At 74.4% G+C, this 23,183-nt stretch carries 21 protein-coding genes; 11 read left to right on the forward strand and 10 right to left on the reverse strand.

Annotated features, from left to right (window positions below; genetic code table 11):
- Positions 1–283 precede the first annotated feature (283 nt).
- Positions 284–1,354: an adenosine deaminase gene (locus ACIQ9E_RS02640; protein WP_403700777.1), complete on the reverse strand. Its 1,071-nt coding sequence runs from the start codon at positions 1,352–1,354 to the stop codon at positions 284–286.
- A 78-nt stretch (positions 1,355–1,432) separates the two neighbouring features.
- Positions 1,433–2,179, reverse strand: a complete 747-nt coding sequence (locus ACIQ9E_RS02645) for a GntR family transcriptional regulator (protein ID WP_403700780.1) — start codon at positions 2,177–2,179, stop codon at positions 1,433–1,435.
- Between the two features lie 176 nt (positions 2,180–2,355).
- Between ACIQ9E_RS02645 and ACIQ9E_RS02650 the strand changes: the two genes are divergently transcribed.
- From ACIQ9E_RS02650 to ACIQ9E_RS02660, 3 genes are all read left to right on the forward strand, one after another.
- Positions 2,356–2,616 carry a LapA family protein gene (locus ACIQ9E_RS02650; RefSeq protein WP_403700783.1) on the forward strand — a complete coding sequence of 87 codons (261 nt, stop codon included), beginning with the start codon at positions 2,356–2,358 and terminating at the stop codon, positions 2,614–2,616.
- A 162-nt stretch (positions 2,617–2,778) separates the two neighbouring features.
- Complete coding sequence (locus ACIQ9E_RS02655; protein WP_403700786.1) at positions 2,779–3,321, forward strand: GNAT family N-acetyltransferase; 543 nt, start codon at positions 2,779–2,781, stop codon at positions 3,319–3,321.
- Between the two features lie 620 nt (positions 3,322–3,941).
- Entirely contained in the window at positions 3,942–5,918 is a 1,977-nt protein-coding gene (locus tag ACIQ9E_RS02660; protein WP_403700789.1) for a DUF5107 domain-containing protein, read from the forward strand.
- 229 nt (positions 5,919–6,147) lie between these two features.
- On the opposite strand, the gene ACIQ9E_RS02665 is transcribed toward ACIQ9E_RS02660, so the two are convergent.
- From ACIQ9E_RS02665 to ACIQ9E_RS02675, 3 genes are all read right to left on the reverse strand, one after another.
- The gene (locus ACIQ9E_RS02665; RefSeq protein ID WP_006345561.1) at positions 6,148–6,504 is read right to left on the reverse strand and encodes a VOC family protein; all 357 of its coding nucleotides are present in this window, start codon (positions 6,502–6,504) and stop codon (positions 6,148–6,150) included.
- 74 nt (positions 6,505–6,578) lie between these two features.
- On the reverse strand, positions 6,579–7,385 hold the full coding sequence (locus tag ACIQ9E_RS02670) for a methyltransferase domain-containing protein (RefSeq protein ID WP_403700793.1): 807 nt from the start codon (positions 7,383–7,385) through the stop codon (positions 6,579–6,581).
- Positions 7,386–7,564: 179 nt separating this feature from the next.
- A complete protein-coding gene (locus tag ACIQ9E_RS02675; RefSeq protein WP_403700796.1) occupies positions 7,565–9,049 on the reverse strand; it encodes a bifunctional phosphatase PAP2/diacylglycerol kinase family protein in 1,485 nt (494 codons plus the stop codon).
- Positions 9,050–9,404: 355 nt separating this feature from the next.
- On the opposite strand from ACIQ9E_RS02675, the gene ACIQ9E_RS02680 reads away from it, so the two are divergent.
- Positions 9,405–10,616 carry an aminotransferase class I/II-fold pyridoxal phosphate-dependent enzyme gene (locus tag ACIQ9E_RS02680; RefSeq protein ID WP_403700799.1) on the forward strand — a complete coding sequence of 404 codons (1,212 nt, stop codon included), beginning with the start codon at positions 9,405–9,407 and terminating at the stop codon, positions 10,614–10,616.
- Between the two features lie 337 nt (positions 10,617–10,953).
- On the opposite strand, the gene ACIQ9E_RS02685 is transcribed toward ACIQ9E_RS02680, so the two are convergent.
- The gene (locus tag ACIQ9E_RS02685; protein ID WP_403701332.1) at positions 10,954–11,577 is read right to left on the reverse strand and encodes a DedA family protein; all 624 of its coding nucleotides are present in this window, start codon (positions 11,575–11,577) and stop codon (positions 10,954–10,956) included.
- Positions 11,578–11,618: 41 nt separating this feature from the next.
- Complete coding sequence (locus tag ACIQ9E_RS02690; RefSeq protein WP_403700802.1) at positions 11,619–12,389, reverse strand: MBL fold metallo-hydrolase; 771 nt, start codon at positions 12,387–12,389, stop codon at positions 11,619–11,621.
- Between the two features lie 477 nt (positions 12,390–12,866).
- Between ACIQ9E_RS02690 and ACIQ9E_RS02695 the strand changes: the two genes are divergently transcribed.
- From ACIQ9E_RS02695 to ACIQ9E_RS02710, 4 genes are all read left to right on the forward strand, one after another.
- The gene (locus ACIQ9E_RS02695) at positions 12,867–15,077 is read left to right on the forward strand and encodes a phage holin family protein (RefSeq protein WP_403700804.1); all 2,211 of its coding nucleotides are present in this window, start codon (positions 12,867–12,869) and stop codon (positions 15,075–15,077) included.
- Between the two features lie 183 nt (positions 15,078–15,260).
- Complete coding sequence (locus tag ACIQ9E_RS02700; protein WP_403700807.1) at positions 15,261–15,620, forward strand: hypothetical protein; 360 nt, start codon at positions 15,261–15,263, stop codon at positions 15,618–15,620.
- 121 nt (positions 15,621–15,741) lie between these two features.
- Positions 15,742–15,933 carry a hypothetical protein gene (locus tag ACIQ9E_RS02705; protein ID WP_403700810.1) on the forward strand — a complete coding sequence of 64 codons (192 nt, stop codon included), beginning with the start codon at positions 15,742–15,744 and terminating at the stop codon, positions 15,931–15,933.
- Between the two features lie 206 nt (positions 15,934–16,139).
- A complete protein-coding gene (locus tag ACIQ9E_RS02710) occupies positions 16,140–16,565 on the forward strand; it encodes a hypothetical protein (protein WP_403700813.1) in 426 nt (141 codons plus the stop codon).
- Between the two features lie 92 nt (positions 16,566–16,657).
- Here ACIQ9E_RS02710 and ACIQ9E_RS02715 read toward each other — a convergent pair whose 3' ends face one another.
- Complete coding sequence (locus tag ACIQ9E_RS02715) at positions 16,658–17,464, reverse strand: helix-turn-helix domain-containing protein (protein ID WP_403700816.1); 807 nt, start codon at positions 17,462–17,464, stop codon at positions 16,658–16,660.
- 85 nt (positions 17,465–17,549) lie between these two features.
- Positions 17,550–18,179, reverse strand: a complete 630-nt coding sequence (locus ACIQ9E_RS02720; RefSeq protein WP_403700819.1) for a hypothetical protein — start codon at positions 18,177–18,179, stop codon at positions 17,550–17,552.
- Between the two features lie 406 nt (positions 18,180–18,585).
- Between ACIQ9E_RS02720 and ACIQ9E_RS02725 the strand changes: the two genes are divergently transcribed.
- A complete protein-coding gene (locus ACIQ9E_RS02725; RefSeq protein WP_403700821.1) occupies positions 18,586–20,151 on the forward strand; it encodes an ATP-dependent DNA ligase in 1,566 nt (521 codons plus the stop codon).
- 16 nt (positions 20,152–20,167) lie between these two features.
- Here the strand turns inward: ACIQ9E_RS02725 and ACIQ9E_RS02730 are convergent, their stop codons facing one another.
- The gene (locus ACIQ9E_RS02730; protein WP_403700824.1) at positions 20,168–21,106 is read right to left on the reverse strand and encodes an NmrA family transcriptional regulator; all 939 of its coding nucleotides are present in this window, start codon (positions 21,104–21,106) and stop codon (positions 20,168–20,170) included.
- 81 nt (positions 21,107–21,187) lie between these two features.
- Here ACIQ9E_RS02730 and ACIQ9E_RS02735 point away from each other — a divergent pair, with 81 nt between their 5' ends.
- Both ACIQ9E_RS02735 and ACIQ9E_RS02740 read left to right on the forward strand, forming a co-directional pair.
- Complete coding sequence (locus tag ACIQ9E_RS02735) at positions 21,188–22,219, forward strand: cupin domain-containing protein (RefSeq protein ID WP_403700827.1); 1,032 nt, start codon at positions 21,188–21,190, stop codon at positions 22,217–22,219.
- Between the two features lie 26 nt (positions 22,220–22,245).
- Complete coding sequence (locus ACIQ9E_RS02740; RefSeq protein ID WP_403700830.1) at positions 22,246–23,154, forward strand: class I SAM-dependent methyltransferase; 909 nt, start codon at positions 22,246–22,248, stop codon at positions 23,152–23,154.
- Positions 23,155–23,183 lie beyond the last annotated feature (29 nt).

Genomic DNA, 23,183 nt, shown 5'->3' on the forward strand with positions numbered 1-23,183 from the left:
CAGGCTTCCGCGGGTCCGGGTCCGGGTATCCGCCGGGTCCGGACCGGGCGGGCGCGGGGGCCCAGGACCGGGATCAGGCGGGGATCCAGTTGGGCCACTGCCGCGGGATATTGCTGCTGGGACAGGCGTCCGAGTGGCTGGGATAGCCGTCCAGGGTGCCGCGGTTCGCGAAGACCCACCAGACCCGGGCCGGCGGCCGAGGGGCCGGGCCGGACGGCGCCGGGAGCCCGCGGCCGGGACCGCACCGGGTCCGGCCGCCGCGCTCGGCGCCCCGGCGGATCCGTCAGGCGTCCCGCAGGGCCGCGTACCCCGGTCGGATGACTTCGTCGATCAGCCTGCGGCGCTCCGGCAGCGGCAGGAACGCCGCCTCGGCCGCGGCGACCGTGAACTCCTCGAAGACGTCAGGACCGTAGCCGAAGGCGGTCACCATATGGGCGAACTCCTCACTCATCGACGTCCCCGAGACCAGCCGGTTGTCGGTGTTGAGGGTGACCCGGAAGCCGGTCCGGCGGAGCAGGTCGATCGGGTGGGTGGCGTAGTCCTTCGCGGCGCCGGTCTGGAGGTTGGAGGTCGGGCAGACCTCCAGTGCGATCCGGTTGTCCCGGACGTACGCGGCCAGCGGGCCGAGCACCGCCGTACCGTCGTCGTGGACGGTGATGTCGTCGGTGATCCGCACCCCGTGTCCGATCCGCTCCGCTCCGCAGACCTGGACCGCCTCGTGGACCGACTCCGCGCCGACGGCCTCGCCCGCGTGGATCGTGTAGTGGCAGTTGTGCTGCCGCAGATGCCGGAAGGCCGCGAGGTGGCGGGCCGGCGGGTTGCCTATCTCGCCGCCCGCGATATCGAAGCCCGCCACACCGTCGGCGCGGTGCGCGACGGTCAGCTCGGCGATCTCCAGCGACCGGTCCGTGTGGCGCATGCCGGTGAGCAGGGCGCGGACCGTGATCCGGCCGCCGGTCCGGCGCTCGCCCTCGCGGAAGCCGGCGTTCACCGCCTCGACGACCTCGTCCAGGCTCAGCCCGGCCTCCTGGTGCTGCTCCGGGGCGTAGCGGATCTCCGCGTACACGACACCGTCGGCCGCCAGGTCCTCGGCGCACTCGACGGCGACACGCTCCAGGGCCGACCGGGTCTGCATCACCGCGCAGGTGTGGGCGAAGGTCTCCAGATACCGCTCCAGCGAGCCGGAGTCCGCGGCGTCGCGGAACCAGACCGCCAGCTCCACCGGGTCCTCGGTGGGCAGATCGCGGTAGCCGCACTCCCGGGCCAGTTCGATGATCGTGGCGGGGCGCAGACCGCCGTCGAGGTGGTCGTGGAGGACCACCTTGGGTGCGCGGAGGATGTCAGACAAGTGCATGCGGTGGGAGTGTACGGCACACCGGCCCGGTGGTGGGCCCGGGCCGGTCGCACGGTCGTCCGGCCCGGGTGCCGCGGCTCAGTTCGACTGGAGCACCGGGAGCGCGGGCGAACCCGTCGGCAGCATGTGCTTGGCCGCCATGACGGGCACGTCACCGGCCCTGACGACCTGGGTCACCAGGACCGCCGGGGTGTCCGCGGCCCGGCCCAGCTCCTCGCCCCGGCGCTGCCCGAGGAGGGTCGCCGTCACCCCGCTGTGCGCGGTCAGCGGCACCTCGCGGGAGGCTGCTGAGAGCACCGCAAGCATCGAGCCCTCCGGTGCCGCCGGCTCCCGCAGGGCGCGGGCGAAGGCCGGGTGCGCCGTCTCCAGCACCCCGTCGGGTGCCGCCCACTCCTGGCTGAGCGCGGCCGCGACCCCCTCCGCCACCAGCACGGACTCCCAGAAGCGCAGTTCGGTACCTGTCGGCGCGTGGAGATGCTGGGTGCTGAAGTCGGTCGGTTCCTCCTCGGCTCGGGCGACCGGCCTGACCCGCAGCGGGGTGCCGGAGCCGAGCAGCTGTTCCAGGGGTTGGAGCTGCTCGTAGCCGCGCCGGGGCGGGGCGTCGTTGACGGTACGGCCCACCCCGCGCCGTACCGACAGCAGCCCGTCCTCCTGGAGCAGCAGCAGCGCCTCGCGCAGTGCGGGACGGCTCACCCCCAGCTCGGCCGCCAGCCTGGGCTCGGACGGCAGGGTGGATCCGGGCGGCCAGACGCCCCGGTGGATCGCGTCGGCGATCCGCTCGTACAGGACGACGACGGGTCGGCGCTGCCGGTGGCTGGTCGTCACGCGGGTCCTCCTCGGTAGGGGCACGGGTCGGTAGGGCACGGGTCGGTAGGGCACGGGCACTGCGGGGCCAGCTTGTCAGACAGCCAGGGTTCGGGGAGAGGGTAGGGGATTCGGTGCGTCACCCGTACGGCCCTGTCCGCCGGGTCTCCGGGCCGGGCGGGTCCCATCCTGGGGCCATGAGTCCGAAGGACGCACCGCGGGTGCAGAGACGAGGCAGGGGCGGCGGCGGGTTCACCGGCTGGTTCACCCCGGCGCGGACCGCGCTCGTCGTTCTGGTCGCTCTGGCGATCGTCTTCATGGCGGAGAACACCGAGCAGGTCCGGATCCGGCTGATCATCCCGCTGGTCACCATGCCGCTGTATCTGGCGCTGCTGCTGATGTTCGTGATCGGTGCGTTGTGCGGCGGGCTGTTCTTCCGCCGCAAGCAGCCGCGCTGAGGCCGTGGGCGGGAAGCCTGGTCCGGAAGCGGCCGAGCCCCGTGCTGAGGCCGCGGGCCGGGAACCTTGCCGCGCCGCGACCGCGCCGGGCGGAAGCGCCCCGCCGGGTCGTACACCTTGATGCGGTTGCGCCCCGCGCCGCCGGGGCCGCAGGCTGGGCCGATGCCCTATCTCGCCACCGGCCGGCGCGTCGCGATCCGGCCCTTCACCCCCGCCGACGGGGACGAGTTCACGGCTGCCGCCCGCGCCTCCACCGGGCTGCACCGGCCGTGGCTCTTCCCGCCCCGGACCGCGGAGGAGTACGCGCGGTACGCGGGCCGGTTCGGCCAGGAGTCCGGCCCGGCCGGATTCCTGGTCTGCGGTCTCGCCGACGACGGCCGGATCGCCGGGTTCATCGCGGTCAACAACATCGTCCACGGAGCCTTCCGCAGTGCCGCCCTCGGCTACGGAGCCTTCGCGCACGCGGCCGGGCGCGGTCTGATGGGGGAGGGGCTCGGACTGGTCATCGGCCACGCCTTCGGCCCGGCGATGGGCCTGCACCGGCTGGAGGCCAACATCCAGCCGGGCAACTCCGCGTCCATCGCCCTGGTCGAGCGGGCGGGCTTCCGGCTGGAGGGTTACTCGCCCCGCTTCCTGCACGTCGACGGCGACTGGCGCGACCACGAACGCTGGGCCATTACGGCGGAGGAACGGCAGGTCCGCTGACCGGCGGCCGACCCGTCCGCGTGGATGGACCGGATCCGTGGATGGACCGGATCCGTGGCGCCACGGCCGTCCGGGGAGCGTGGACCGGAGCAGGCGGTCCGACGGCCGGGGAGCGGTGTCCGGGACCGTACGAGCGAATGCCCGGACGCCGTACCGAATCCGCCCCGGCCCGTTGAGTGCCGTGCCGTGCCGTGCCGTGCCGCTCCGGATACGGGCGGGCCACGGGGCGGCGTCCAACGGCGCCCCGGGCTGTGCGCGGGCCGGGCGGCGCATTGCACGGGCGGTGGGGGCGGTGGCCGGGTCCCGCCGCACGGCACGGCAGTAGGCCGGGGTGCGGGGGTGCGGCGGGGTGGTGAGGCGGCGGTGGTCGCGCCCCGGCGTACGGCATCGCACTCGGCCCGGGTGCGGCCGGGCGGCGCACCGTGGCCTACGTCGGCCCGGAGCCGGTCGGCCTCTCCCACCACGGCGCCGCAGGCAGGGCCCCGCGGGCTTTGCCGAAGAGCTGGTGCCGAGGCCCTGGCAGGCCGGGGCATCAGGCTGTTCCATGGTCGTCGGGGCCTCGGCGCGAGCCGGAGGTGCCCCCGAGCACGCGTGAACGATCCGGACGAAACGAGGATGCCTTGGCCACGACCGTGCGGCGTACCGTACTGACCCTGCCCGCGGCCCCCTTGGGTTCCCCGAACCCGCTGCCCGCGCTCCGCCCCCTCGGCCGGGTGCACACGGTCGACGAGCGCACCCGCCGCGAACTGCCGCGCGATATGGCCCGGCAGATCGGCTACGGGGCGCTGCGAACCGTACTGCCGGTCCGGATGCTGGACGGCTACGGGCGCGAGCGGACACCCACCGGCCTCGACGCCGTCGTCATCGAGAACGACCGGCTGCGGGTGACCGTGCTGCCCGGACTCGGCGGCCGGATCCACTCCCTGCACCACAAACCGTCCGGCCGGGAACTCCTCTACCGCAACCCCGTCCTCCAGCCCGCCGCCTTCGCCCTCAACGGCGCCTGGTTCTCCGGCGGCATCGAGTGGAACATCGGCGCCACCGGCCACACCACCCTGTCGTGCGCACCACTCCACGCGGCGGTCGTGCCCGCGCCCGACGGCGGCGAGATGGTCCGGCTGTGGGAGTGGGAGCGCCTGCGCGACCTGCCGTTCCAGGTCGACCTCTGGCTGCCCGCAGACTCCGACTTCCTCCGGGTCGGCGTCCGTATCCGCAATCCGCACGAACGCGCCGTGCCCGTCTACTGGTGGTCCAACATCGCCGTCGACGAACACCCGAGGACCCGGGTCCTCGCCCCCGCCGACGAGGCCTGGTACCACGGCTACGAGCGGTCGCTGCGGCGGATCCCGGTCCCCGACTACCGCGATGCCGACCGTACGTACCCCCTGCGCGCCGAGTACCCCGCCGACTACTTCTACGAGGTCCCGGCCGCCGCCCGGAAGTGGATCACGTCGCTCGACGAGCACGGGCGGGGACTCGTCCAGACGTCCACCGACGCCCTGCGCGGACGGAAGCTGTTCGTCTGGGGTGCGGGGCGCGGCGGCCGTCGCTGGCAGCAGTGGCTCACCGAACCCGGCACGGCCGGGTACGCGGAGATCCAGGCCGGTCTCGCCCGCACCCAGATGGAACACGTCAGACTGGAGGCGGGCGCCGAGCTGAGCTGGCTGGAGGCGTACGGGCCGCTGGCCGCCGACGCGGGGACCGTGCACGGCGACAACTGGGCCGCGGCGCTCGCGGAGGTCGAGGGGAGGCTGGAGCGGGCCCTGCCCAGGGCCGGCGTCGACGCCGCGTACGAGGAGTGGCTGACGGCCGCCGACACCGAACCGGTCCGCGGACTGGCCACCGGCTCCGGCTGGGGCGCGCTGGAAGTGCTGCGCAGCGGGATCAAGCTGCCCGGCACGCCGTTCGCCGAATCGACTCTGGGGGAGGAGCAGGCGCCCTGGCGTGAACTACTCTCCACCGGCGCGCTGCCCCGCCCCCGCCGGGTCGTCCCGCCCGGCCCCTCCCTGACCTCCCCGGCCTGGCGCGACATGCTGGAGACCGCGCCCGCCGATCCGCTGACGGAGTACCACCTCGGGATCGCCCAGTGGCAGGCGGACGACCGGGCACAGGCGGTACGGAGCTGGGAGCGCGGCCTCGCCCTGGCACCGTCGCGCTGGCCGCTGCTGCGCTGCCTCGCGGTCGCGGACCAGGAGGGCGGCCATCCGGAACGCGCCGCCGAACGCTGGCTGGAGGCCTTCACCGACCTCTGCCAGGAGCGCCGTGACGACGGCGACAGCTGGACGGCGGCGACCGCCGCGCTGGGCCGGGAAGCGGTGGAGGCGCTGCTCACCGTGGGCCGTACCGCGGACGCCCGGACCGTCTGGGCGGGACTGCTCCCGGCGGTGCGGCGGCGCGGGCGCTTCCAACTGCTGCACGCCAGGCTGCTGATCGCCGAGGGGAACCGGGACGAAGCCCGTGCGGTCTTCGGCCGGGGGTTCGAGGTGGCGGATCTGCGGGAGGGTTCGGAGATCCTCGGCGAGGTGTGGGCCGAGCTGAGCGACGAGCCGCTGCCGGACGCGTACGAGTACCGGATGCGGCCGCACACCGAACAGTAGCTTCCGGGCAGTCGTTCACGGGTCACCGTCCGCCGGCGTTCGTTCACGGGCCACCGTCCGCCGGCCGTCGTTCACCGGCCATCGCTTCCGGGCTGTCGTGCACCGGCCATGGTCTACCGCCCGACCGGGCCTCCCGGTCGGGCCGGACGCACCGGGCCGGGACCGCCGTCATGGCACTTCACGGCAGTTCACGCCACGTCAGGGTGTCCGTCCCGGTGCGTCCCCGGGCTCAGTCGGCCGTCGTCCTGCGGTCCGCGTACTCGAAGATCGACCCATCGGGGTGGACGGCCAGCAGATTGCGGCCGATCGGCGTGGCCACCGGCCCGGCGACGACCTTCGCCCCGACCTCGGAGAGTGTGGCGTAGGTCCGGTCCACATCGTCCACCGCGATGGTCGCCGTCACCTTCCGCAGCACTTCCAGCTCCCGCTCCGGGCCGCTCATCAGCAGGAAACAGCCGACCGCGGCCGCCGAAACGCCGCCGCGGTCGAAACGCTGCGGGGTGGCGCCCGTCAGCTTCGCGTAGAAGTCGGTGGCGGTGTCGAGGTCGTCGACGCAGATGCGGAGAGTCGTTCCCAGAATTTCCATACCCGGGAGGGTAGTTGGGGTCCGGTCGCCGCGGGAACCGGACGGACCGGCCGGAGGCCGGCCGGTGGGGCGGGTCAGGCGCGGCAGAGCAGTTCGCCGTGGGGCACGGTGAACCACGCGTCCTCGTGCGCGCCCCACTCGCGCCAGCCGCGTCCGATCTCCGCGAGCTGTTCGTCCGTCGTATGGCCGCCGTCCACCGCGATCCCGGCGTACGAGGACGAGACCGTGCGGTCGGCCCAGAGCCCGCTCCACCAGGCGCGGTCCTCCGGGGTGGCGAAGCACCAGATGCCCGCGCCGGGCGTGATGTCGGTGAAACCCGCTTCGCGGGCCCAGGACAGCAGTCGGCGGCCCGCGTCCGGCTCGCCCCTGTTGGCGCGGGCGACCTTCCGGTAGAGCGACTGCCAGGCGTCGAGCGCCGGCACGGCCGGGAACCAGCTGAACGCCCCGTAGTCGCTGTCGCGGACGGCGACCAGACCGCCGGGGCGGCAGACCCGGCGCATCTCGCGCAGTGCGCCGACCGGATCGCCGAGATGCTGGAGCACCTGATGGGCGTGGACGACGTCGAACGAATCGTCCTCGTAGGCAAGGGCGTTGACGTCCGCGACGGCGAACTCGGTATGGAGCAGGCCCCTTTCGGCCGCGTGCTCGCGCGCCCGGTCGACGATCTCCGGTGCCAGGTCGACGCCGGTGACCCGGCCCTCGGGGACCAGCGCCGCCAGATCGGCCGTGATGGTCCCGGGGCCGCATCCGATGTCCAGGATCCGCATGGCGGGCCGGAGTTCGCCCAGGAGGTAGGCGGCGGAGTTGGCGGCCGTGCGCCAGGTGTGGGAGCGCAGGACGGACTCGTGATGGCCATGGGTGTAGACGGCGGTTTCGCGCACGGGGAACCTCCCGGAAGAGCTGCTGTCGGTCCCTCCAGCCTAGAACGTGCATATCGCATGTCGGGATACCCGTCTCGCTATATGGTCAGAGCCGGGTTGTCGGGGCGGCCCCGGCCCGCGGGCGGCCCCGGCCCGCGGACGCGGCGCCGACCGCCCGACTGCCGGACCGTTCGCCCAGGTCAGAGCAGGGTGCGGGGCCGATAGACCGTAAGGATCTGCGGCACCTTGTCGACCAGCAGCTCCGGTGGCGCGGCCGTGATCTCGCCGTCGTACGCCATCGGGGTGCCCGCCGCGATGTCCGCGATATGGACGCGGCGCCGCTCCTGCGCCGCATGGACCGGGGACCGGCTGAGCGGGCCTGCCAAGGCCGCCGCGACGAGCCGCAGCCCCGGATTGGCGCCGCCGTGCACGATCCGGACGTCCAGCAGACCGTCCGCCAGATTCTGCCGGTTGCCCGGCGCGGGACCCGGCCGCTGATAGATCCCGTTGCCCGCGAAGAGCAGCCACAGCGGCCGGCTGCTGCCGTCGACCTCCGCCTCCAGCGGCCGGCCGTGCCGCAGCACCTTGCCCGCGGCCAGGACCTGCGCGGTCCAGCCGCCGATCCGGGGCGACCAGCGTTCCCGGAACGTCACCAGCTCCGGATACACCCCGAGGCTGAACGTGTTGACGAAGTACCCCCAAGGCGCGCGGTCGCCCGAGGCCGTGACCGGGCCGGGCGTGAAGCGGCCCAGGTCCACCTTGACCGCATCCCCGGACGCCAGCGCGCGGCAGGTGTCGTCGACGGACTCGATCCCCAGGTCGTGCGCGAAGTGGTTGAGCGTGCCGCCGGGGAACACGGCGAGCGGAATGCCCTCGGAGACCGCGATCGTGGCGGCGGCGTTGACCGTCCCGTCCCCGCCGTACACCCCGAGCACCCGCGCCCGGGCGGCCGCCTTCGCCAACTCCCGGGTGACCTCGGCGGGCTCGCACTCCACGACCTCGGCATGCGGCAGGGCGGCGCCGACCAGGCCCGTCAGGGCGGCGGAACCGGAGCGGCGGTTGGCCACCACGACCAGACCCGCGCCGTCCGGCAGGGCGGGCGGATCCACCGGCCGCGCCACGGGCGGTACGAGCTGCGACCGTGCCGGAACGATTCCGCGCACGGCGAGGGCCGCACCGATGCCGAGGGCCGCCCCCGCCACCACATCGGCCGGATAGTGGACCCCCGTATAGACGCGGGAGAAGGCAACCGATACGGCGACCGGCGCGACGACGGCACCCCAGCCCCTGGACTCCATCGCCACGCCCGCGGTGAAGGCCGCGGCCGATGCGGCGTGCCCCGAGGGGAACGAGGTGGTGAAGGGCTGGCGCCGCAGTCTGCGGACCGGGGGTACGGCGTCCAGCAGGGGACGGCTGCGGCGGACGCTCCGCTTTCCGACCGTGTTGATGACCGCGGAGGCGACGGCGAGCGAGGCCACGCCCCGGACGGCCGCCCGCCGGGTCCGGGCACTGCGCCCCGCGGCGGCTATTCCGGCGGCGATCCCGAACCAGAGGACCCCGTGGTCGGCGGCCCGGCTCAGCCGCGGCAGCACCGGTTCGGCGGCGGGCCAGGCATGTTCGGCGACATGGTGGAACACTCGCCGGTCCCATCGGCTGAACCAGGACTTTCGCACGGCATCCGTCATTCCCCCCGGTTACCCCGGCACCGCCCGCGTCACGCCTCCCCCGCGCCCATTCGGCGGTCTCCGGAGCCGGGACGGCCGACTGTCCGACCTGGGCGACCTGTCCGACCTGTCGACTTGGACGACCTGGACGACCGTGGGGCTGCGGGCCGGGTGCCGTGGGCCGGACGGGAGTCTGCGGACAGGGCCGGAGACCCGGGGCCCGGGGACGGCGGTGGGGGTACGGAGGTGTATCCGGGCACCCGGGAGAGCGCGATCGGGTGCAGGCGGGGGCCCGGAGGGGGGTGATCGGGTGCGGGCGGGTACCCGGCTCCGTATAACGGAGGGGGAGTGCGCGACGAGAAGAGGTACCGCGGACATGGACCGCAGCCCACCGGACGACCCCGGCACCGTACGGCATGCCCCGCCCGCCCCCGAGAGCGGGCTGCCCGTGCTCCCCGAACTGCGGGCCGTCGCCGCGGCCGCGGCGGACCGCGCGCTGACCGGCCCCCCGGGCGGGCCGCCCGAGCTGCGGGAAGCAGCCGCGGGCTACTGGACGCGCCGGGGACTCCGTACCACCGCCACCGGCTCCGTCGCGGCCCACGGCACGCCCGCCCTGCTCTGCGCCCTGATCGCGGCGCACGACGGCGACGTCCTCATGCCCCGCCCCAGCCCCGCCTGGTGGACCCCGCTGGCGCGCCTGCTGCGGCGGGCGGCGTACCACGTACCGGCCTCCGAGGAGTCCGGCGGTGTGCCCGATCCGTACGCGCTGCTGGAAGCCGTGCGCAGGGTACGCGCCGAGGGCGGCGCTCCGAAGCTGCTGCTGCTCTCCGTCGCCGACGATCCGACCGCGACGGTCGCCCCGCCCGAACTCGTACGGGAGGCGTGTGAGGCCGCTGTTGCCGAGGGCCTGCACATTGTCAGCGACGAGACCTGGCGGGACACGCTCCACGATCCGCATGCATCGGTGCTGGTGAGCCCGGCGGAGATGTGCCCGGACCAGGTCACGGTGGTGGCCGATCTCGCGGGCGCGCTGCTGCCGTCGGCCTGGCCCGCCGCGATCGCCCGCTTCCCGGCGGCGGAACGCGCCCGGCGGGAACGGGTGCTCGACGTGCTCACGGTGCTCGGCGCGGGCATCTCCGAGCCCGTAGCGGCTGCCGCGGCGACCGCACTGGACGAACCGCCGCCGGTCGTCGAGCGGGCCGAACGTGCCGCGGCGCTGCACGGGGCTCTGGCCCAGGCCGCGCATCTGGCCGTCACTGCGTCCGGGGCGCTGGCCAGGCCGCCGCAGGCCGGGCGGCATCTCTATGTGGACCTGGGGCCGCTGCGCGCCGGGCTCGCCGCGCGGGGGGTGAGCGACTCCATGGAGCTGGAGGAGTATCTGACGGCCCGGCTCGGCACCCCCGTACCCGGCGGTCACCGCTTCGGCGACGAACTCGGTGCCCTGCGCGCCCGGCTGCCGACGGCACCGCTGGCCGGGCCCGGCCCGCAGGAACGGGAGGAGTCGTTGGTCTCGCCCGCGCCCCTGGAGCTGCCGCATGTCGCGGCGGCGCTGTCGGAGCTGGGCACGGCCTTCGACGAACTGCGCTGAGGCGCCCGCGAACCGCGCAGAGGCGCCTGGCGGGGAGGGCGCCGCCCGCGAGGCCTTCGGCCCGGGACGGCCATCGCGCGGAGGGGGCCACGGCATGTGTACACATGGGGGTACCCCTCTGGGCTACCCGCCCGGAGGGGCGCGGGGGAGTACCTGCGTGCTCCGGCAACGCGGCCGTGGGGGCCCTCTCCCCCTGAACTACCGGCCGGGGGTGCCTCCGCCTGGGCTCTGCCCGGGGGCGCTCCCATGCGGGCCGCAGGCCCCAGGGGGAGTGCCGTGCCGGGCGCCATGGGCCAGTGGACCTTGCCTGCCACCGCGCCGGTCCGTCTCCGGCGGACTACGCGGCTCCGCCCGCCGAGCCCGGCCTGCCGTGCCGCAGCCTGCGCCAGAGTGCCGGCGCCCCGCTGACGACGATCGTCAGCCCCACCGCGAGCACCACGCCCTGCCAGGGTTCGTCGAAGAGGGAACCGCCGAGGATGCCGATGAGCCCGTACGTTGCCGCCCAGGCCAGGCACGCCGGAATGTCGCCCCGGACGAAGGACCGCAGCGGCATCCGCGCCAGCAGGCACGCCAGCATCACCGGGATCCGGCCCGCGGGCACCAGCCGGGACAGCACCAGGACCGCCACACCGTGCTCGTCCAGTTTCTCCTCGGCCAGGGCGAGGCGCTCCGGCGCCGCCCGGGACTGCAGCTCGGCCAGCCAGCGCGAACCGTTGCGTGAGCGCACCCCGCGCTGCCCCAGCCAGTACAGCGTGACATCGCCGAGGAGCGCGGCGAGCGACGCCACCGCGAAGACGTACAGCAGCGCCGGCGGATCGGTCTGGTGGAAGGCGACGACCGCCGCCGAGCTGACCACCGCACCCGTCGGGACCACGGGCACCAGCGCGCCCAGGGTCACCAGCAGAAACAGGGACGGATAGCCGACGGCCTGCTGGGTGGACTCGGGGGGCAGCTGCGCCATCGCGTCCGAGACCCGCCCGAACAGCTCCGACAGGGGTGAACTCACCGCTCGCCCCCCGGTCTGAACCGTTCACCGTGGGCGAGCGTGCGCACCGACACGGCGGGCGCGAGCCGGGCCGCGTGGCGGACGAACTCGTCGCCGGGGGAGTGGAACTCGTGCGGGCGGACGTGGTCGAGACCGATCGGCCAGTACGTGCCGTAGTGGACGGGTACGGCGGCGGCCGGGCCGAGAGCGGCCAGCGCCTGTGCGGCACGGCCCGCGTCGAGGTGGCCGTGGCCGAGGAACGGGCCCCAGCCGCCGACCGGCAGCAGCGCGACGTCGACCGGCCCGACCTCCTCGGCCATGGTGTCGAAGAGCCCGGTATCGCCCGCGAAATAGGTGCGTGCGGCGCCCTCGACGACGAACCCGAGCGCGGGGGAGCGGCGCGGGCCGACGGGCAGTCGGCGGCCGTCGTGGAGCGCGGGGACGGCCCGCACGGTCAGACCGCCGACGGTCGTCTCGTCACCGGGGGCGACCTCCGTGATCCGCAGTCCGAGACGGGTGAGCGCGGGAACGGCCCGGGTCGCTCCGTACGGCACCACCAGCAGGGTGCCGGGTGCCAGCCGGGCCAGCGACGGCAGATGAAGATGGTCGGAGTGCAGATGCGAGACGAGGACGGCGTCCGCGACGGCTGCCTCCGGCGGCGGCAGGGCTCCGCGCCGGCGGCGCAGATGCGCGAGCCGGCGCACGAACAGGGGGTCGGTCAGCACCCGCGTACCGGAATCCTCGACGGTGCAGGTGGCATGGCCCCACCAGGTGACCTCGACCGCCACGCGCCCCTCCTTCCCGGCCCTGCCGGCCGAACCGAGGCTCCTGACCTGCCGGTCCACCTGTTCCGTCCGTGCTGTGCGTTCCGTGCGTTCCTTCTGGTCCGGCTGTTCCTTCCGGCCCGGACGGACCTTCTGCCGCGGACGGTCCGGCCGGTCGTCGGGTCCGGGCCGGCCGTCCGGCCGTCCGGCCGTCCGGCCGTCCGGCCGTCCGGCCATCCGGCCGTCCGGCACCGCCGGGTCCCGGCGCCCACACTACTGCCGTTGCACAGGTGCCCGGTGTGATCTTCGGTGCGCCCGGCCGGTTATCCACAGGGGGGACGGGGCCGGGCCCCGGGCTGTGCCAGTCTGGAGATCCGGCGTGGGAGCCGGTGCGGGGCCGGACGTCCGCCGGATGCGGACGTCCCTCGCCGGGATATCCGGATGTCCGGGGATGGTGCGGACAGCACAGCACAGCACGTACGAGTACGGGGTGAGCAGGGCGTGACCGAAGGCCGATGGCACAGGGCGGGCGGCGCTCTGCTGAGGGTGATCGTGGTGTGGGCGGTGTCCACGCTGACGATGCTGGCGCTCGCCGGGGCGCTGCCCGACTTCCGGCTTCAGTCGCCGGACGGCGACAGCCTGACCCGGACGGCGCTCACCGCCGCCTGGGGCGCGGGCGCCTTCGGGCTGCTGTCGGCGCTGGTGTGGCCGCTGCTGGTGCGGGCGCTGCTGCTGGTCCCGGCGCTTGTCCTCGGTCTGCTGGTCTTCTTCCTCAACGGGTCGCTGCTGCTGCTCGCGTTGCGGTTCGTCCCGGACGGCCGGGGCGCGCTGGGTCCGGAGACCGCCGTCGTCGTCGCCGCGGTGATGTCCGCCGTCGCGTCGGCGACGTCCACAGCCCTCGCCGTCCGCGACGACAACGCCTACCGCCGACGGCTGTCCCGGCTGGCGACCCGTCGCAGACGACGCGGCGGAGACGTCTGCGACGACTGCCACGGCACGGTGTTCCTCCAGCTCGACGGCGTCGGCCACGAGGTGCTGCTGCGCGCCGCCAAGGACGGGCTGATGCCGACGGTCGCGAGCTGGCTGGGCAGCAGCCACCGGATCACCCCGTGGCGCACCGACTGGTCCAGCCAGACCGGCGCCAGCCAGCTCGGCATCCTCCACGGCTCCACCTTCGACGTCCCCGCGTTCCGGTGGTACGAGAAGGACACCGGCCGGCTGATGGTGAGCAACCGCCCCGCGGGCGCGGTCGAACTCCAGCGCCGTGCCGTCGAGCGGGCCGGGCACGGCGGGCTGCTGGTGAGGGACGGCGCGAGCCGGGGCAATCTCTTCAGCGGAGGCGCGGAGCAGGTCGCGCTGGTGCTCTCCGTCGCCGTCCGGCGCGGCCGGGCCAATCGCTCCCGCGCCGGGTATTTCGCCTACTTCTCCGATCCGGCGAACGCCGTGCGCACCGCCGTGTCGTTCGTCGCCGAGGTCGGCCGCGAAGTCGCCCAGTCCGTCCGCGCCAGACTGCGGGACGACGGTCCGCGGGTGCGGCGCGGCGGCCTCTACCCCCTGATCCGCGCCTTCGCCACGGTCGTGGAGCGGGACGTGGTGGTCGCGGCGGTCATCGGCGACATGCTCGCCGGACGGACCGCGGTCTACGCCGACCTCGTCGCCTACGACGAAGTGGCGCACCACTCGGGGCCGCACAGCCGGGACGCGGCGCAGGTGCTGGAGCGGCTCGACCGCTCCCTGGCGCTGATCGCCAAGGCCGCCGAGCACGCGCCCCGCCCCTACCACCTCGTCCTGCTCTCGGACCACGGCCAGAGTCCGGGCGAGACCTTCGAAGGGGCCTACGGGCTCACGCTGAAGGACCTGGTGCGGGCCGGGTGCGGCCTGCCCGTGCCGCGGAAGGCCGAGCGGTCCAGCAGCGGGGCCGAGGCGCGGGAGGCGGCGCGGCTGGCGCTGCTCACCGCGCTGCACCGCGATCCGGCGGCGGGCCCGGAGGAGCCGCCCGTACCGGGCGCCGAGCCGATGGTCCTGGCCTCGGGGAATCTGGGGCTGGTGTCCTTCTGCGATCTGCCGGAGCGGCTCAGCAAGGAGCAGATCGACGCCCGACACCCGGCGCTGCTGAGCACCCTCGCCAACCATCCGGGTATCGGATTCCTGCTGGTGCGCAGCGAAGAGCACGGCTCGGTCGTCCTCGGCCCGGCGGGGGCCGAGATCCCGGTCGCCGAACTCGCCGACGAAGGCCCGCTGGCGCCGTTCGGGCGGGGCGCGGCGGACGCCGTGCGGCGTACGGACACCTTCCCGCACGTCGCCGACATCATGATCAACTCCATGTGCGACAGCGGCACCGGCCGGGTGCACGCCTTCGAGGAGCAGATCGGTTCCCACGGCGGGCTCGGAGGAGAGCAGTCCCAGCCGTTCCTGCTGTCGCCGCTGGAGCTGTCGCCGCCTGTGGCGGACGGCGCCGAACTGGTGGGGGCGGAGCGGGTGCACCGGGTGCTGCGCCGGTGGCTGCGGGAGTGCGAGGAGCCGCGGATACCGGAGGCTGCGGAGGCGGCCCGTGCCGAGGCGAACCGGGCCCCGGCCGCCGGAGGCACGCCGGGCACACCGGGCGGGCCGGGTGTCCCGGGTGTTCCGGGTGTTCCGGGTGTTCCGGGCGTTCGGGGTGTCCCGGGTGTCCCGGGTACACCGGGCGACACGGGCGCGACGGCCCGCGGATAGGTTCCGCTGCCGTACCTCGCCGGGCTCGTATGCCTCCCCGATTACCGCCGGAGGCTCCCGGGCTGCGCGCTCGCAGCGGGAATCGGGCTAATGCGCGTCCCCCGGGAGAGGGGATCCTGACGGGCTGCTGCCGTGTCGGGGTGGATTGCGGGGACTGGATGCATGTCCAGGAGGTCGCGCCCCATGAACCAGCCGCCGGTCGCCCCGCACCGCCGTTCGCGCTGTGCCGTGGTCCGGCGAGGTCTGCTGGCCGTGGTCGCGCTGCTCGCGCTGGCGGGGCTCTCTCTGGGCGCGGGCGCCCAGCCGGCCGAGGCGGCCGAGGTGCGTACCCCGGTCTCCTTCATGGGAGACGCCGCCCCGGAGGGACAGCTCGAAGAGGCCGTCGGGGCGACCGCCCCGGTCTCCCGTGCCAGGTCCGCCGCCCGGCCGCCCGGCCGTTGCCCCGCGACGCTTGCGGCAGTGCCGGTCCCGGCCCCGGGGAGGGCGCTGCCCCCGGCGCCCCGGCCGCCCGCCGTACTCCGGTGTGTGGTGCTGCGCTGCTGACGGTGCCGCGCGGCCCGGCCCGATGGGTCCGGCCGCGTCAGCGGACCGCAGACCGCCGCTCCGTCCCTCTCTCACCGAAGGGCCGCGGCGTGTCCCCTTCCCACAGCAGAGGTGCACCGTCATGCCCATCGACCCCTTCGCCGCCCTGAACGCCATGCTGCGCGCCGACGCCGCGCGGGCCGACTTCGCCGAGAAGCGGGCCGGCTCGCAGAAGCAGCAGCCCGCCGACGACAGCGGTAAGCGCGACGAACCCGAACCCCGGTCCGAACCCGGACCCGCCCTGGCCCGCAGCCGCGACAACAGCAGGTCCTGACACCGGGGCCGGCCGGGGCCCGCTCCCGGCCGGCCCCCGCGCCACCGCCTCGCGCCCACTCCGGCGGCATTACCTCCTGCGTAATCGACCCGGCCGGACCCCCGGCGGCAGTCTTCTCCTACCGGAACCGGGCGGCGCACTCCGCCCGGTTCCGGGAGACGAAACCCGGCCCGATGGCCGTCCGCCGCTGATGGAGGCTGATCCCCATGACCGCAACCGCTCTGCTCGCCGGCCTTGCCCGTACCGGCGACACCACCCGGATGCTCCGCCGGTTCCTCGCCGCCGACGCCGTCGTCACCGGCGCCAACGGGCTGGTCTACCTGGCTGCTTCGGGGCCGGTGGGGCGGCTGCTCGGAGTCGACAGCGGCCTGCTGCTGGGGCTCGGCGTCTTCCTGGTCGCCTACGCCGTCGGAGTCGGGCTCATCGGCTCCCGGCCGCAGCCCGCACCGGGCGCCGTGAAGGCCGTCGTCGACGCCAATATCGTCTGGACCGTCGTCAGCCTGCTCTCGGTCGTCCTGTGGTTCGACCCCACCGCCGCCGGAGCCGTGTGGATCCCGATGCAGGCCATGACGGTCGCCGGCTTCGCCGCCGTCCAGTGGTCCGCCCTCCGGTCCGGCGCCGCCCACCGCTGACGTACCGGCCCCGGGCCCGCCGTACCCCTTCGCTTCCCGCTTCCCGCCGCCCGGTTCCGATTCCGATTCCGGAACCGGGCAGCGGCGGGTACTCAGACCAGGGACCGGAGATAGGCGACGGTCTCCGGATCGGCCGGGAGGAACGTTTCGATCGCCAGCTCCGAGACGGTCACATCCATGGGCGTGTTGAACGTGGAGATCGACGAGACCAGGGACAGCACATGCCCCTCGTGCTCGACGACCATCGGCAGCGCGAAGAACGGGTACGGGGGCTGCTCCTCGGCCTCCGCCCCGTTCCCCGGACCCTCGGGCACCGGATAGGCGGACACCTCCTCGTACAGTTTCCGCAGTTCCTCCGAGCGGACCAGCGCGAGCTGCCGCTCCATCTGGTGGCGCAGATGGTGCCGCCACTCCCGCAGATTGCGGATCCGCGGCGCCAGCCCCTCCGGATGCAGCGTGATGCGCATCCCGTTCAGCGGCGGAGTCAGCAGATGGGGCGCGATGCCTTCGAGCAGCCGGGTCATGCCGAGATTCGCCGCGACGACGTTGTACAGACCGTCGACGACCACCGCGGGATAGGGGTCGTAGCCGTGCAGGAGCTGCTGGATGCCCTCCATCAGCGCCCCCATCGCCGGATCGTCGAGAGGCGTCTCCGGGAAGCGGGGCGCGTAGCCGCCCGCCAGGAGCAGCGCGTTCCGTTCCCGTACGGGGACGTCGAGGTGCTCGGCGAGCCGGAGGATCATCTCCTCGCTGGGGCGGGAGCGCCCGGTCTCGACGAAGCTGATGTGACGGGCCGAGGAATCGGCGCGCAGGGCCAGGTCGAGCTGGCTCACCCCGCGGCGCTCACGCCATCCGCGCAGCAGCGGACCGACACCCGGGGCAGTCACAGGAGTTGTCATAGCCGAGACGGTAGTACGCCGCACGGGGCAGGCGCCGCCGCACCCCGGCGGGCACCCCGGGGCCGGGGCGGTCCACTGTCCCGGGTCAGTGGAGGCGATGGTTCCCCAGGGAGGTCCGGATCCGTCCGGCGAGGCCGGTGCTCGGGGCCGCCGGACGCGTCCCGTCCAGCCATCCGCGCAGGTGGGAGCCGAGTTCCAGACCGAAGGTCTCCGCCTCGGACTCCTCCCGCTGCCGGAAGTCGGTCCGCGCGGCCAGGCTCTGCACGGCGGAGTGCGCGACCCCCGCGCCCGCCGGTACGTCCGCGGTCACCGGAAGGCGGGCGGGAACGGTGACAACCCCTCCGGCCCGCTCCCGCAGCCCGTCGGGAGCCGGATCCCGGCGCGCCTCGGACGCCGGTTCCGCCGGATGCCGCACACCGTGCCCGGCCACCATGTGCCATACCTCGTGACCGAATATCACCAGCTGATGCAGCGGCTGGGTGTTCGTCTGGACGCAGATGACATCCCGGTCGCCCAGGTCGAGATAGAGCCCGCTCGCGGTTCCCGGCGGGAAATCCACCAGCCGGAGCACCACCGGTCGTCCCCGGCGCTCGCCCAATCGGTCGCAGAGGGCGTCGAATACCTCATCGGCCCCTTCGGGGCGGGCCCGTTCGAGGGTACGGGCCAGATCGTCACGGAGTTCACGCATCGCACTCCGGGTGCTCTTGCTGCCCACGGGGCTCCCTCCGCTCGACGACCGTGGCGTTCGGCGGCGGCCCTCGGCGCGTTCCGCCGGGGCCGCCGGGGTTCCGGCAGCACACCGTACCCACGGTTTCGCACACACGTACCGGATCCCGGGCGGGTTGCAAATTTTTTGGACAAGGTTCTTGCACAATCTGCCAGGTCAGCACGGGAGAGCCCGCCCACGGAAACGGATCGCCCCGTCGCCCCGTCGCCCCGTCGCCCCGTCGCCCCGCAAGCCGGAGAGCCCGAAGGCCGGAGAGCCCGAAGCCGGAAAGCCGGCGAGCCGGAGAGCCCGAGAAGCTTGCCGACCCCGCTCGCCGTTCCCGGCGCACCGGACGTGTCCCCGCCGGAGGTCCGCCCCGGGTGCGCCGCCGCCCGCCCGGGGGCACGATGACCGCATGCTGCTGGCACGGCTCGCCGAAGCGTCCCTGGCGGTGGCCGACGCCTCCGCGCGGTCACGGAAGACCGCCCTGCTCGCGGAGGTGTTCGCGGAGACCGAACCCGCCGAGGCCCCCTTGGTCATCGCCTATCTGTCCGGACGGCTCCCCCAGGGCCGGATCGGAGTCGGCTGGAGCGCCCTCAAGGACCCGCCGCCGCCCGCCGCGGCCCCGGCACTGACGGTCACGGCCACCGACCGCGCACTGACCGCGCTCGCCGCCATCGCCGGACCCGGGTCGAAGGCCGCCCGCGCCCGGACCCTCGATACCCTGCTGGGCGCCGCGACCGCCGCCGAACAGGCCTTTCTTACCGGGCTGCTCCTCGGGGAGGTCCGGCAGGGCGCGCTGGACGCGATCGCCCTGGAGGCGGTCGCCCGGACCACCGGAGCCGACCCCGGTGCCGTCCGCCGGGCCGTGATGCTCGATGGCTCCCTGCCGCGGGTCGCCGCCGCGCTGCTCGCCGACGGCCCCGCCGCGCTCGGCCGGTTCGGACTGCGGGTCGGCCGTCCGGTCCTGCCGATGCTGGCGCATACCGCCGCCTCGGTGACCGAGGCCGTCGCGGCCGTCGGCGCCGCCTGCGCGGTCGAGGAGAAGCTCGACGGCATCCGCGTCCAAGTGCACCGCGACGGCGATACGGTACGGGTCTTCACCCGCTCCCTGGACGACATCACCGACCGGCTGCCGGAGGTCGTCGCCGTGGCCAGGGCCGCGTCCGGCGACCGGTTCGTCCTCGACGGCGAGGTCATCGCCGTGGACGGGACGACCGGCCGCCCCGTGTCCTTCCAGCGGATCGCCTCCCGGGTCGGCTCCCGCGCCGATGTGACCGCGGCCCGGGCCGCACTGCCGGTCACCCCGGTCTTCTTCGACGTTCTCGCCGCGGACGGCGAGGAGACGCTCGACCTCCCCGGGGCCGAACGCCACGCCGTACTCGCCGGACTCCTGGCCGAACCGCAGCGGGTACGCCGCCTGGTGGTCCCCGACCCCGCCGACCCCGGTGGGCTCGCCGCCGCCGAATCGTTCCTCACCGACACCCTGGCCCGCGGGCACGAGGGCGTCCTGGTGAAGGCGCTCGACGCACCGTACGCCGCCGGACGGCGCGGCCGCTCCTGGCTCAAGGTGAAGCCGGTCCACACCCTCGACCTGGTGGTCCTGGCGGCCGAACGGGGCCACGGCCGCCGCACCGGGCTGCTCTCCAACCTCCACCTCGGCGCCCGGGCCGACGACGGCACCTTCGTGATGCTCGGCAAGACCTTCAAAGGCCTCAGCGACGAACTGCTGCGATGGCAGACCCGGCAGCTCGGCGAAGTGGCCGTCGCCGACGACGGATTCACCGTACGGGTCAGGCCCGAACTGGTCGTGGAGATCGCGTACGACGGTGTCCAGCGTTCGCCGCGCTACCCGGCCGGGGTCACGCTGCGGTTCGCCCGGGTCGTCCGCTACCGGCCCGACAAGACCGCGGCCGAAGCCGATACGGTCGCCCGGGTCCTCGACGAGTACCGCTCCCGCAACCCGGGCGACACCCCGTGACCGGCCGCCGTCCCGCTCAGTTCCCGCCGCCCCACTCCCGCCGGGCGAACTCGGCGAAATCGCGCGGCTCCCGGCCCAGAACCTCCCGGACGCCGTCCGTCGTACTCGCGTTGTGCCCGTCCAGCAGCATCCCGAACAGCTCGGTGAGCCAGGCGGCCTCCGCCGGCGGGAGTCCCGACGCCTCAAGACCTGCCCGGTACTCGTCCCGCGACACCGGGATATAGCGGATCTCGCGCCCGATCGCCCGGGAGATCTCCGCTGCCGCCTCCGCGAAGGTGACCACCCGCGGGCCGGTGATCTCGTAGGTGCGGCCCGCGTGCCGCTCGTCGGTGAGCGCAGCCACCAGGACGTCCGCGAGGTCCTCGGCGTCCACGAAGGGTTCCCCGGTCTCCCCTGCCGGGAAGGCGATCTCACCCTGCTCCAGGCCCTCCCCGAGCCACCCCTCGCTGAAGTTCTGCGCGAAGAACGCCCCGCGGACCACCGTGACCGGGACGCCCGCGTCCGCGAGCGCCACCTCCGAGAAGACCGCCTCCGGCTCGCCCCGGCCGGAGAGCAGCACCAGCCTGCGGACCCCGGCCGCGGCGGCCTCCTGCCCGAAGGCGCGCATCGCCGCGATCGCGCCGGGCGCGGCGAGATCGGGGAAGTAGTTCACATAGGCCAGATCGGCGCCCTTGAGCGCGGGGCCCCAGGTGTCCGGTGTCTCCCAGTCGAAGACGGTCTCCCCGGTGCGCGAGCCCGCCCGCACCCGCAGGCCCGCCGCGGTCAGCCGCTCCACGACCCGCCGTCCGGTCTTCCCGGTCGCCGCCGTCACCAGCACCGTCAGCGCCCGGGATCCCGCCGCGTGCTGCGTGTCCGCGGTGTCCGCCGTGTCCCTCGTGTCCCTCGTGTCTTTCGTGTCCGCCGTGCTCTTCGTGTTCGTGGTGGACCGGTGCTCTGTGGTGTTCTGTTCCGTCATGCCTCAAGGCTCACAGCCGGGCGCTGGACTCTCCATGCGCCACAGGCTCAGCCCCATACGCGGTCGTCTACGCTGCACCGTATGGATGTACTCGGCGGTCTGCTCGACGGCCCCCGTGCCCGGGGCGCGTTCCTGCTGCGCATGGTGATGGAGCCGCCGTGGTCCGTCCGGGTCGAGGACCGGGCGCCCCTGTCGCTGATGTGCATGACCGAGGGCGAAGCGTGGCTCGTTCCCCACCGGGGGGAGCCGGTGCTGATGCGGCCCGGCGACGTCGCCATCGCCCGCGGCCCCGATCCGTACACCATCGCCGACGATCCCGGGAGTCCGCCGCAGGCACTCGTCGGCCCCGGCGGGGTCTGCCGCACCCTGAACGGCGAACCGCTCGGGCAGTCACTGCTCCACGGGGTACGGACCTGGGGCAACGACCCCGGCGGCTCGGCCGTGATGCAGGTCGGCACCTATCTGATGGAGGGCGAGGTCAGCGGGCGGCTGCTGGACGCTCTCCCGCCGCTGGTGCACCTCCGCGCCGGGGAGTGGGCCTGCCCCCTGCTCCCGGTGCTGGAGGACGAGATCGCCAAGGACGAGCCGGGGCAGAGCGTGATGCTCGACCGCATCCTGGACCTGGTGCTGGTGGTGGCGCTGCGCTCCTGGTTCTCCCGGCCCGAGTCCAGCGCCCCGGCCTGGTACCGGGCCATGGGCGACCCCGTCACCGGCCCCGTGCTCCGGCTGATGCAGGACGAACCCGCCCGCCCCTGGACGGTGGCGTCCCTCGCCGCCGGGGCGGGGGTGTCCCGCGCCGCGCTGGCCCGGCGCTTCCACGATCTGGTGGGGGAGCCCCCGATGGCGTACCTCACCCGCTGGCGGCTGGACCTCGCGGCCGATCTGCTGAGGGAGACGGACGCGACGGTCGAGTCGATCGCCCGCAGGGTCGGCTACAGCGGCGGCTTCGCGCTGAGCGCCGCCTTCAAACGGGTCCGGGGCATCAGCCCCCAGGAGCACCGCACCCGACGCGGCTACCGGGCCGAAGGCGAAGCCGGTGCCGCCGCGCCTGCCGAGGGCGGTGCCGGCGGTGCCGTTGCTGTTTTGCCGGAGCCGCAAGAAATCTCGCACTGACGGCCCCGGCGGGTCACCCTGTGGCCATGACCCGTCACCATGATCACCACGCTGCTCCCGCCGACCGTACCCACACCCACGCCCACGGCGGCCACGCGTTGGACTGGGAGGAGATGGCGCCCCTGCTGGAGCGCGGCGCCGAACTCCACAGCACCCTCTACCGCGACGCCGCGCACTGGCTCGCCGCGCAGATCCCGGCCGCCGCGGTCCGCCGGGTCCTGGATGTCGGCAGCGGTCCCGGCGTGCTCACGGTCCTGCTGGCCGAGGTGTTCCCGTACGCGGAAGTGGTCGCCGTCGACGCCACCCCCGAACTGCTCGACCGGGCCGCCGACCGGGCCGCTCGGGCGGGGGTCGGCGACCGGTTCCGGGCCGTGCGCGCCGAACTCCCCGGCGACCTCGGCGCCCTGGGCACCGCCGATCTGGTCTGGGCGGGTGACTCGGTCCATCACATCGGAGACCAGCGCGCGATGCTCGACGGTCTGGGGGGTCTGCTGCGGCCGGGCGGGCTGCTCGCGCTCGTCGAGGGCGGGCTGCCCACCCGCCATCTGCCGCGCGATATCGGCATCGGGCGGCCCGGTCTGGAAGCCCGGATCGACGCCGTGCAGACCGACTGGTTCAGCCGGATGCGGGCCGAGCTGCCCGGGGCCAAGGAGGAGGTCGAGGACTGGCGGGCGCTGCTGACCGCGGTCGGACTGACCGACACCGCGACCCGTTCGTTCCTCCTCGATCTGCCCGCTCCGCTGCCGGAAGCCGCCCGGGAGCAGGTGACGGCGGTCTTCGCCCGCCGCCGGGAGTCCGCCGACGGGCTGCTCGCGGACGACGACATCGCCGCACTCGACCGTCTCCTCGACCCGGCGGACCCGCGGTCGCTGGCCCGCCGCCCGGACCTCCATCTGCTCACCGCCCGCACCGTGCACACGGGCCGCCGCGCCTGAGCGACTCCCGGCCGGCCCGGTGCGACCGG

This window comes from Streptomyces sp. NPDC094448 (assembly GCF_044763775.1).
Taxonomy (GTDB): Bacteria; Actinomycetota; Actinomycetes; order Streptomycetales; family Streptomycetaceae; genus Streptomyces.

Excerpts from the sequence above, each read along its gene's own strand:
- ACIQ9E_RS02655 (WP_403700786.1), top strand. The coding sequence starts at position 2,779 with ATGCCCTATCTCGCCACCGGCCGGCGCGTCGCGATCCGGCCCTTCACC.
- ACIQ9E_RS02715 (WP_403700816.1), bottom strand. The coding sequence starts at position 17,464 with ATGACAACTCCTGTGACTGCCCCGGGTGTCGGTCCGCTGCTGCGCGGA.
- ACIQ9E_RS02680 (WP_403700799.1), top strand. The coding sequence starts at position 9,405 with ATGGACCGCAGCCCACCGGACGACCCCGGCACCGTACGGCATGCCCCG.
- ACIQ9E_RS02700 (WP_403700807.1), top strand. The coding sequence starts at position 15,261 with ATGAACCAGCCGCCGGTCGCCCCGCACCGCCGTTCGCGCTGTGCCGTG.
- ACIQ9E_RS02640 (WP_403700777.1), bottom strand. The coding sequence starts at position 1,354 with ATGCACTTGTCTGACATCCTCCGCGCACCCAAGGTGGTCCTCCACGAC.
- ACIQ9E_RS02665 (WP_006345561.1), bottom strand. The coding sequence starts at position 6,504 with ATGGAAATTCTGGGAACGACTCTCCGCATCTGCGTCGACGACCTCGAC.
- ACIQ9E_RS02675 (WP_403700796.1), bottom strand. The coding sequence starts at position 9,049 with ATGACGGATGCCGTGCGAAAGTCCTGGTTCAGCCGATGGGACCGGCGA.
- ACIQ9E_RS02705 (WP_403700810.1), top strand. The coding sequence starts at position 15,742 with ATGCCCATCGACCCCTTCGCCGCCCTGAACGCCATGCTGCGCGCCGAC.
- ACIQ9E_RS02650 (WP_403700783.1), top strand. The coding sequence starts at position 2,356 with ATGAGTCCGAAGGACGCACCGCGGGTGCAGAGACGAGGCAGGGGCGGC.
- ACIQ9E_RS02735 (WP_403700827.1), top strand. The coding sequence starts at position 21,188 with ATGGATGTACTCGGCGGTCTGCTCGACGGCCCCCGTGCCCGGGGCGCG.
- ACIQ9E_RS02710 (WP_403700813.1), top strand. The coding sequence starts at position 16,140 with ATGACCGCAACCGCTCTGCTCGCCGGCCTTGCCCGTACCGGCGACACC.
- ACIQ9E_RS02740 (WP_403700830.1), top strand. The coding sequence starts at position 22,246 with ATGACCCGTCACCATGATCACCACGCTGCTCCCGCCGACCGTACCCAC.
- ACIQ9E_RS02685 (WP_403701332.1), bottom strand. The coding sequence starts at position 11,577 with ATGGCGCAGCTGCCCCCCGAGTCCACCCAGCAGGCCGTCGGCTATCCG.
- ACIQ9E_RS02725 (WP_403700821.1), top strand. The coding sequence starts at position 18,586 with ATGCTGCTGGCACGGCTCGCCGAAGCGTCCCTGGCGGTGGCCGACGCC.
- ACIQ9E_RS02730 (WP_403700824.1), bottom strand. The coding sequence starts at position 21,106 with ATGACGGAACAGAACACCACAGAGCACCGGTCCACCACGAACACGAAG.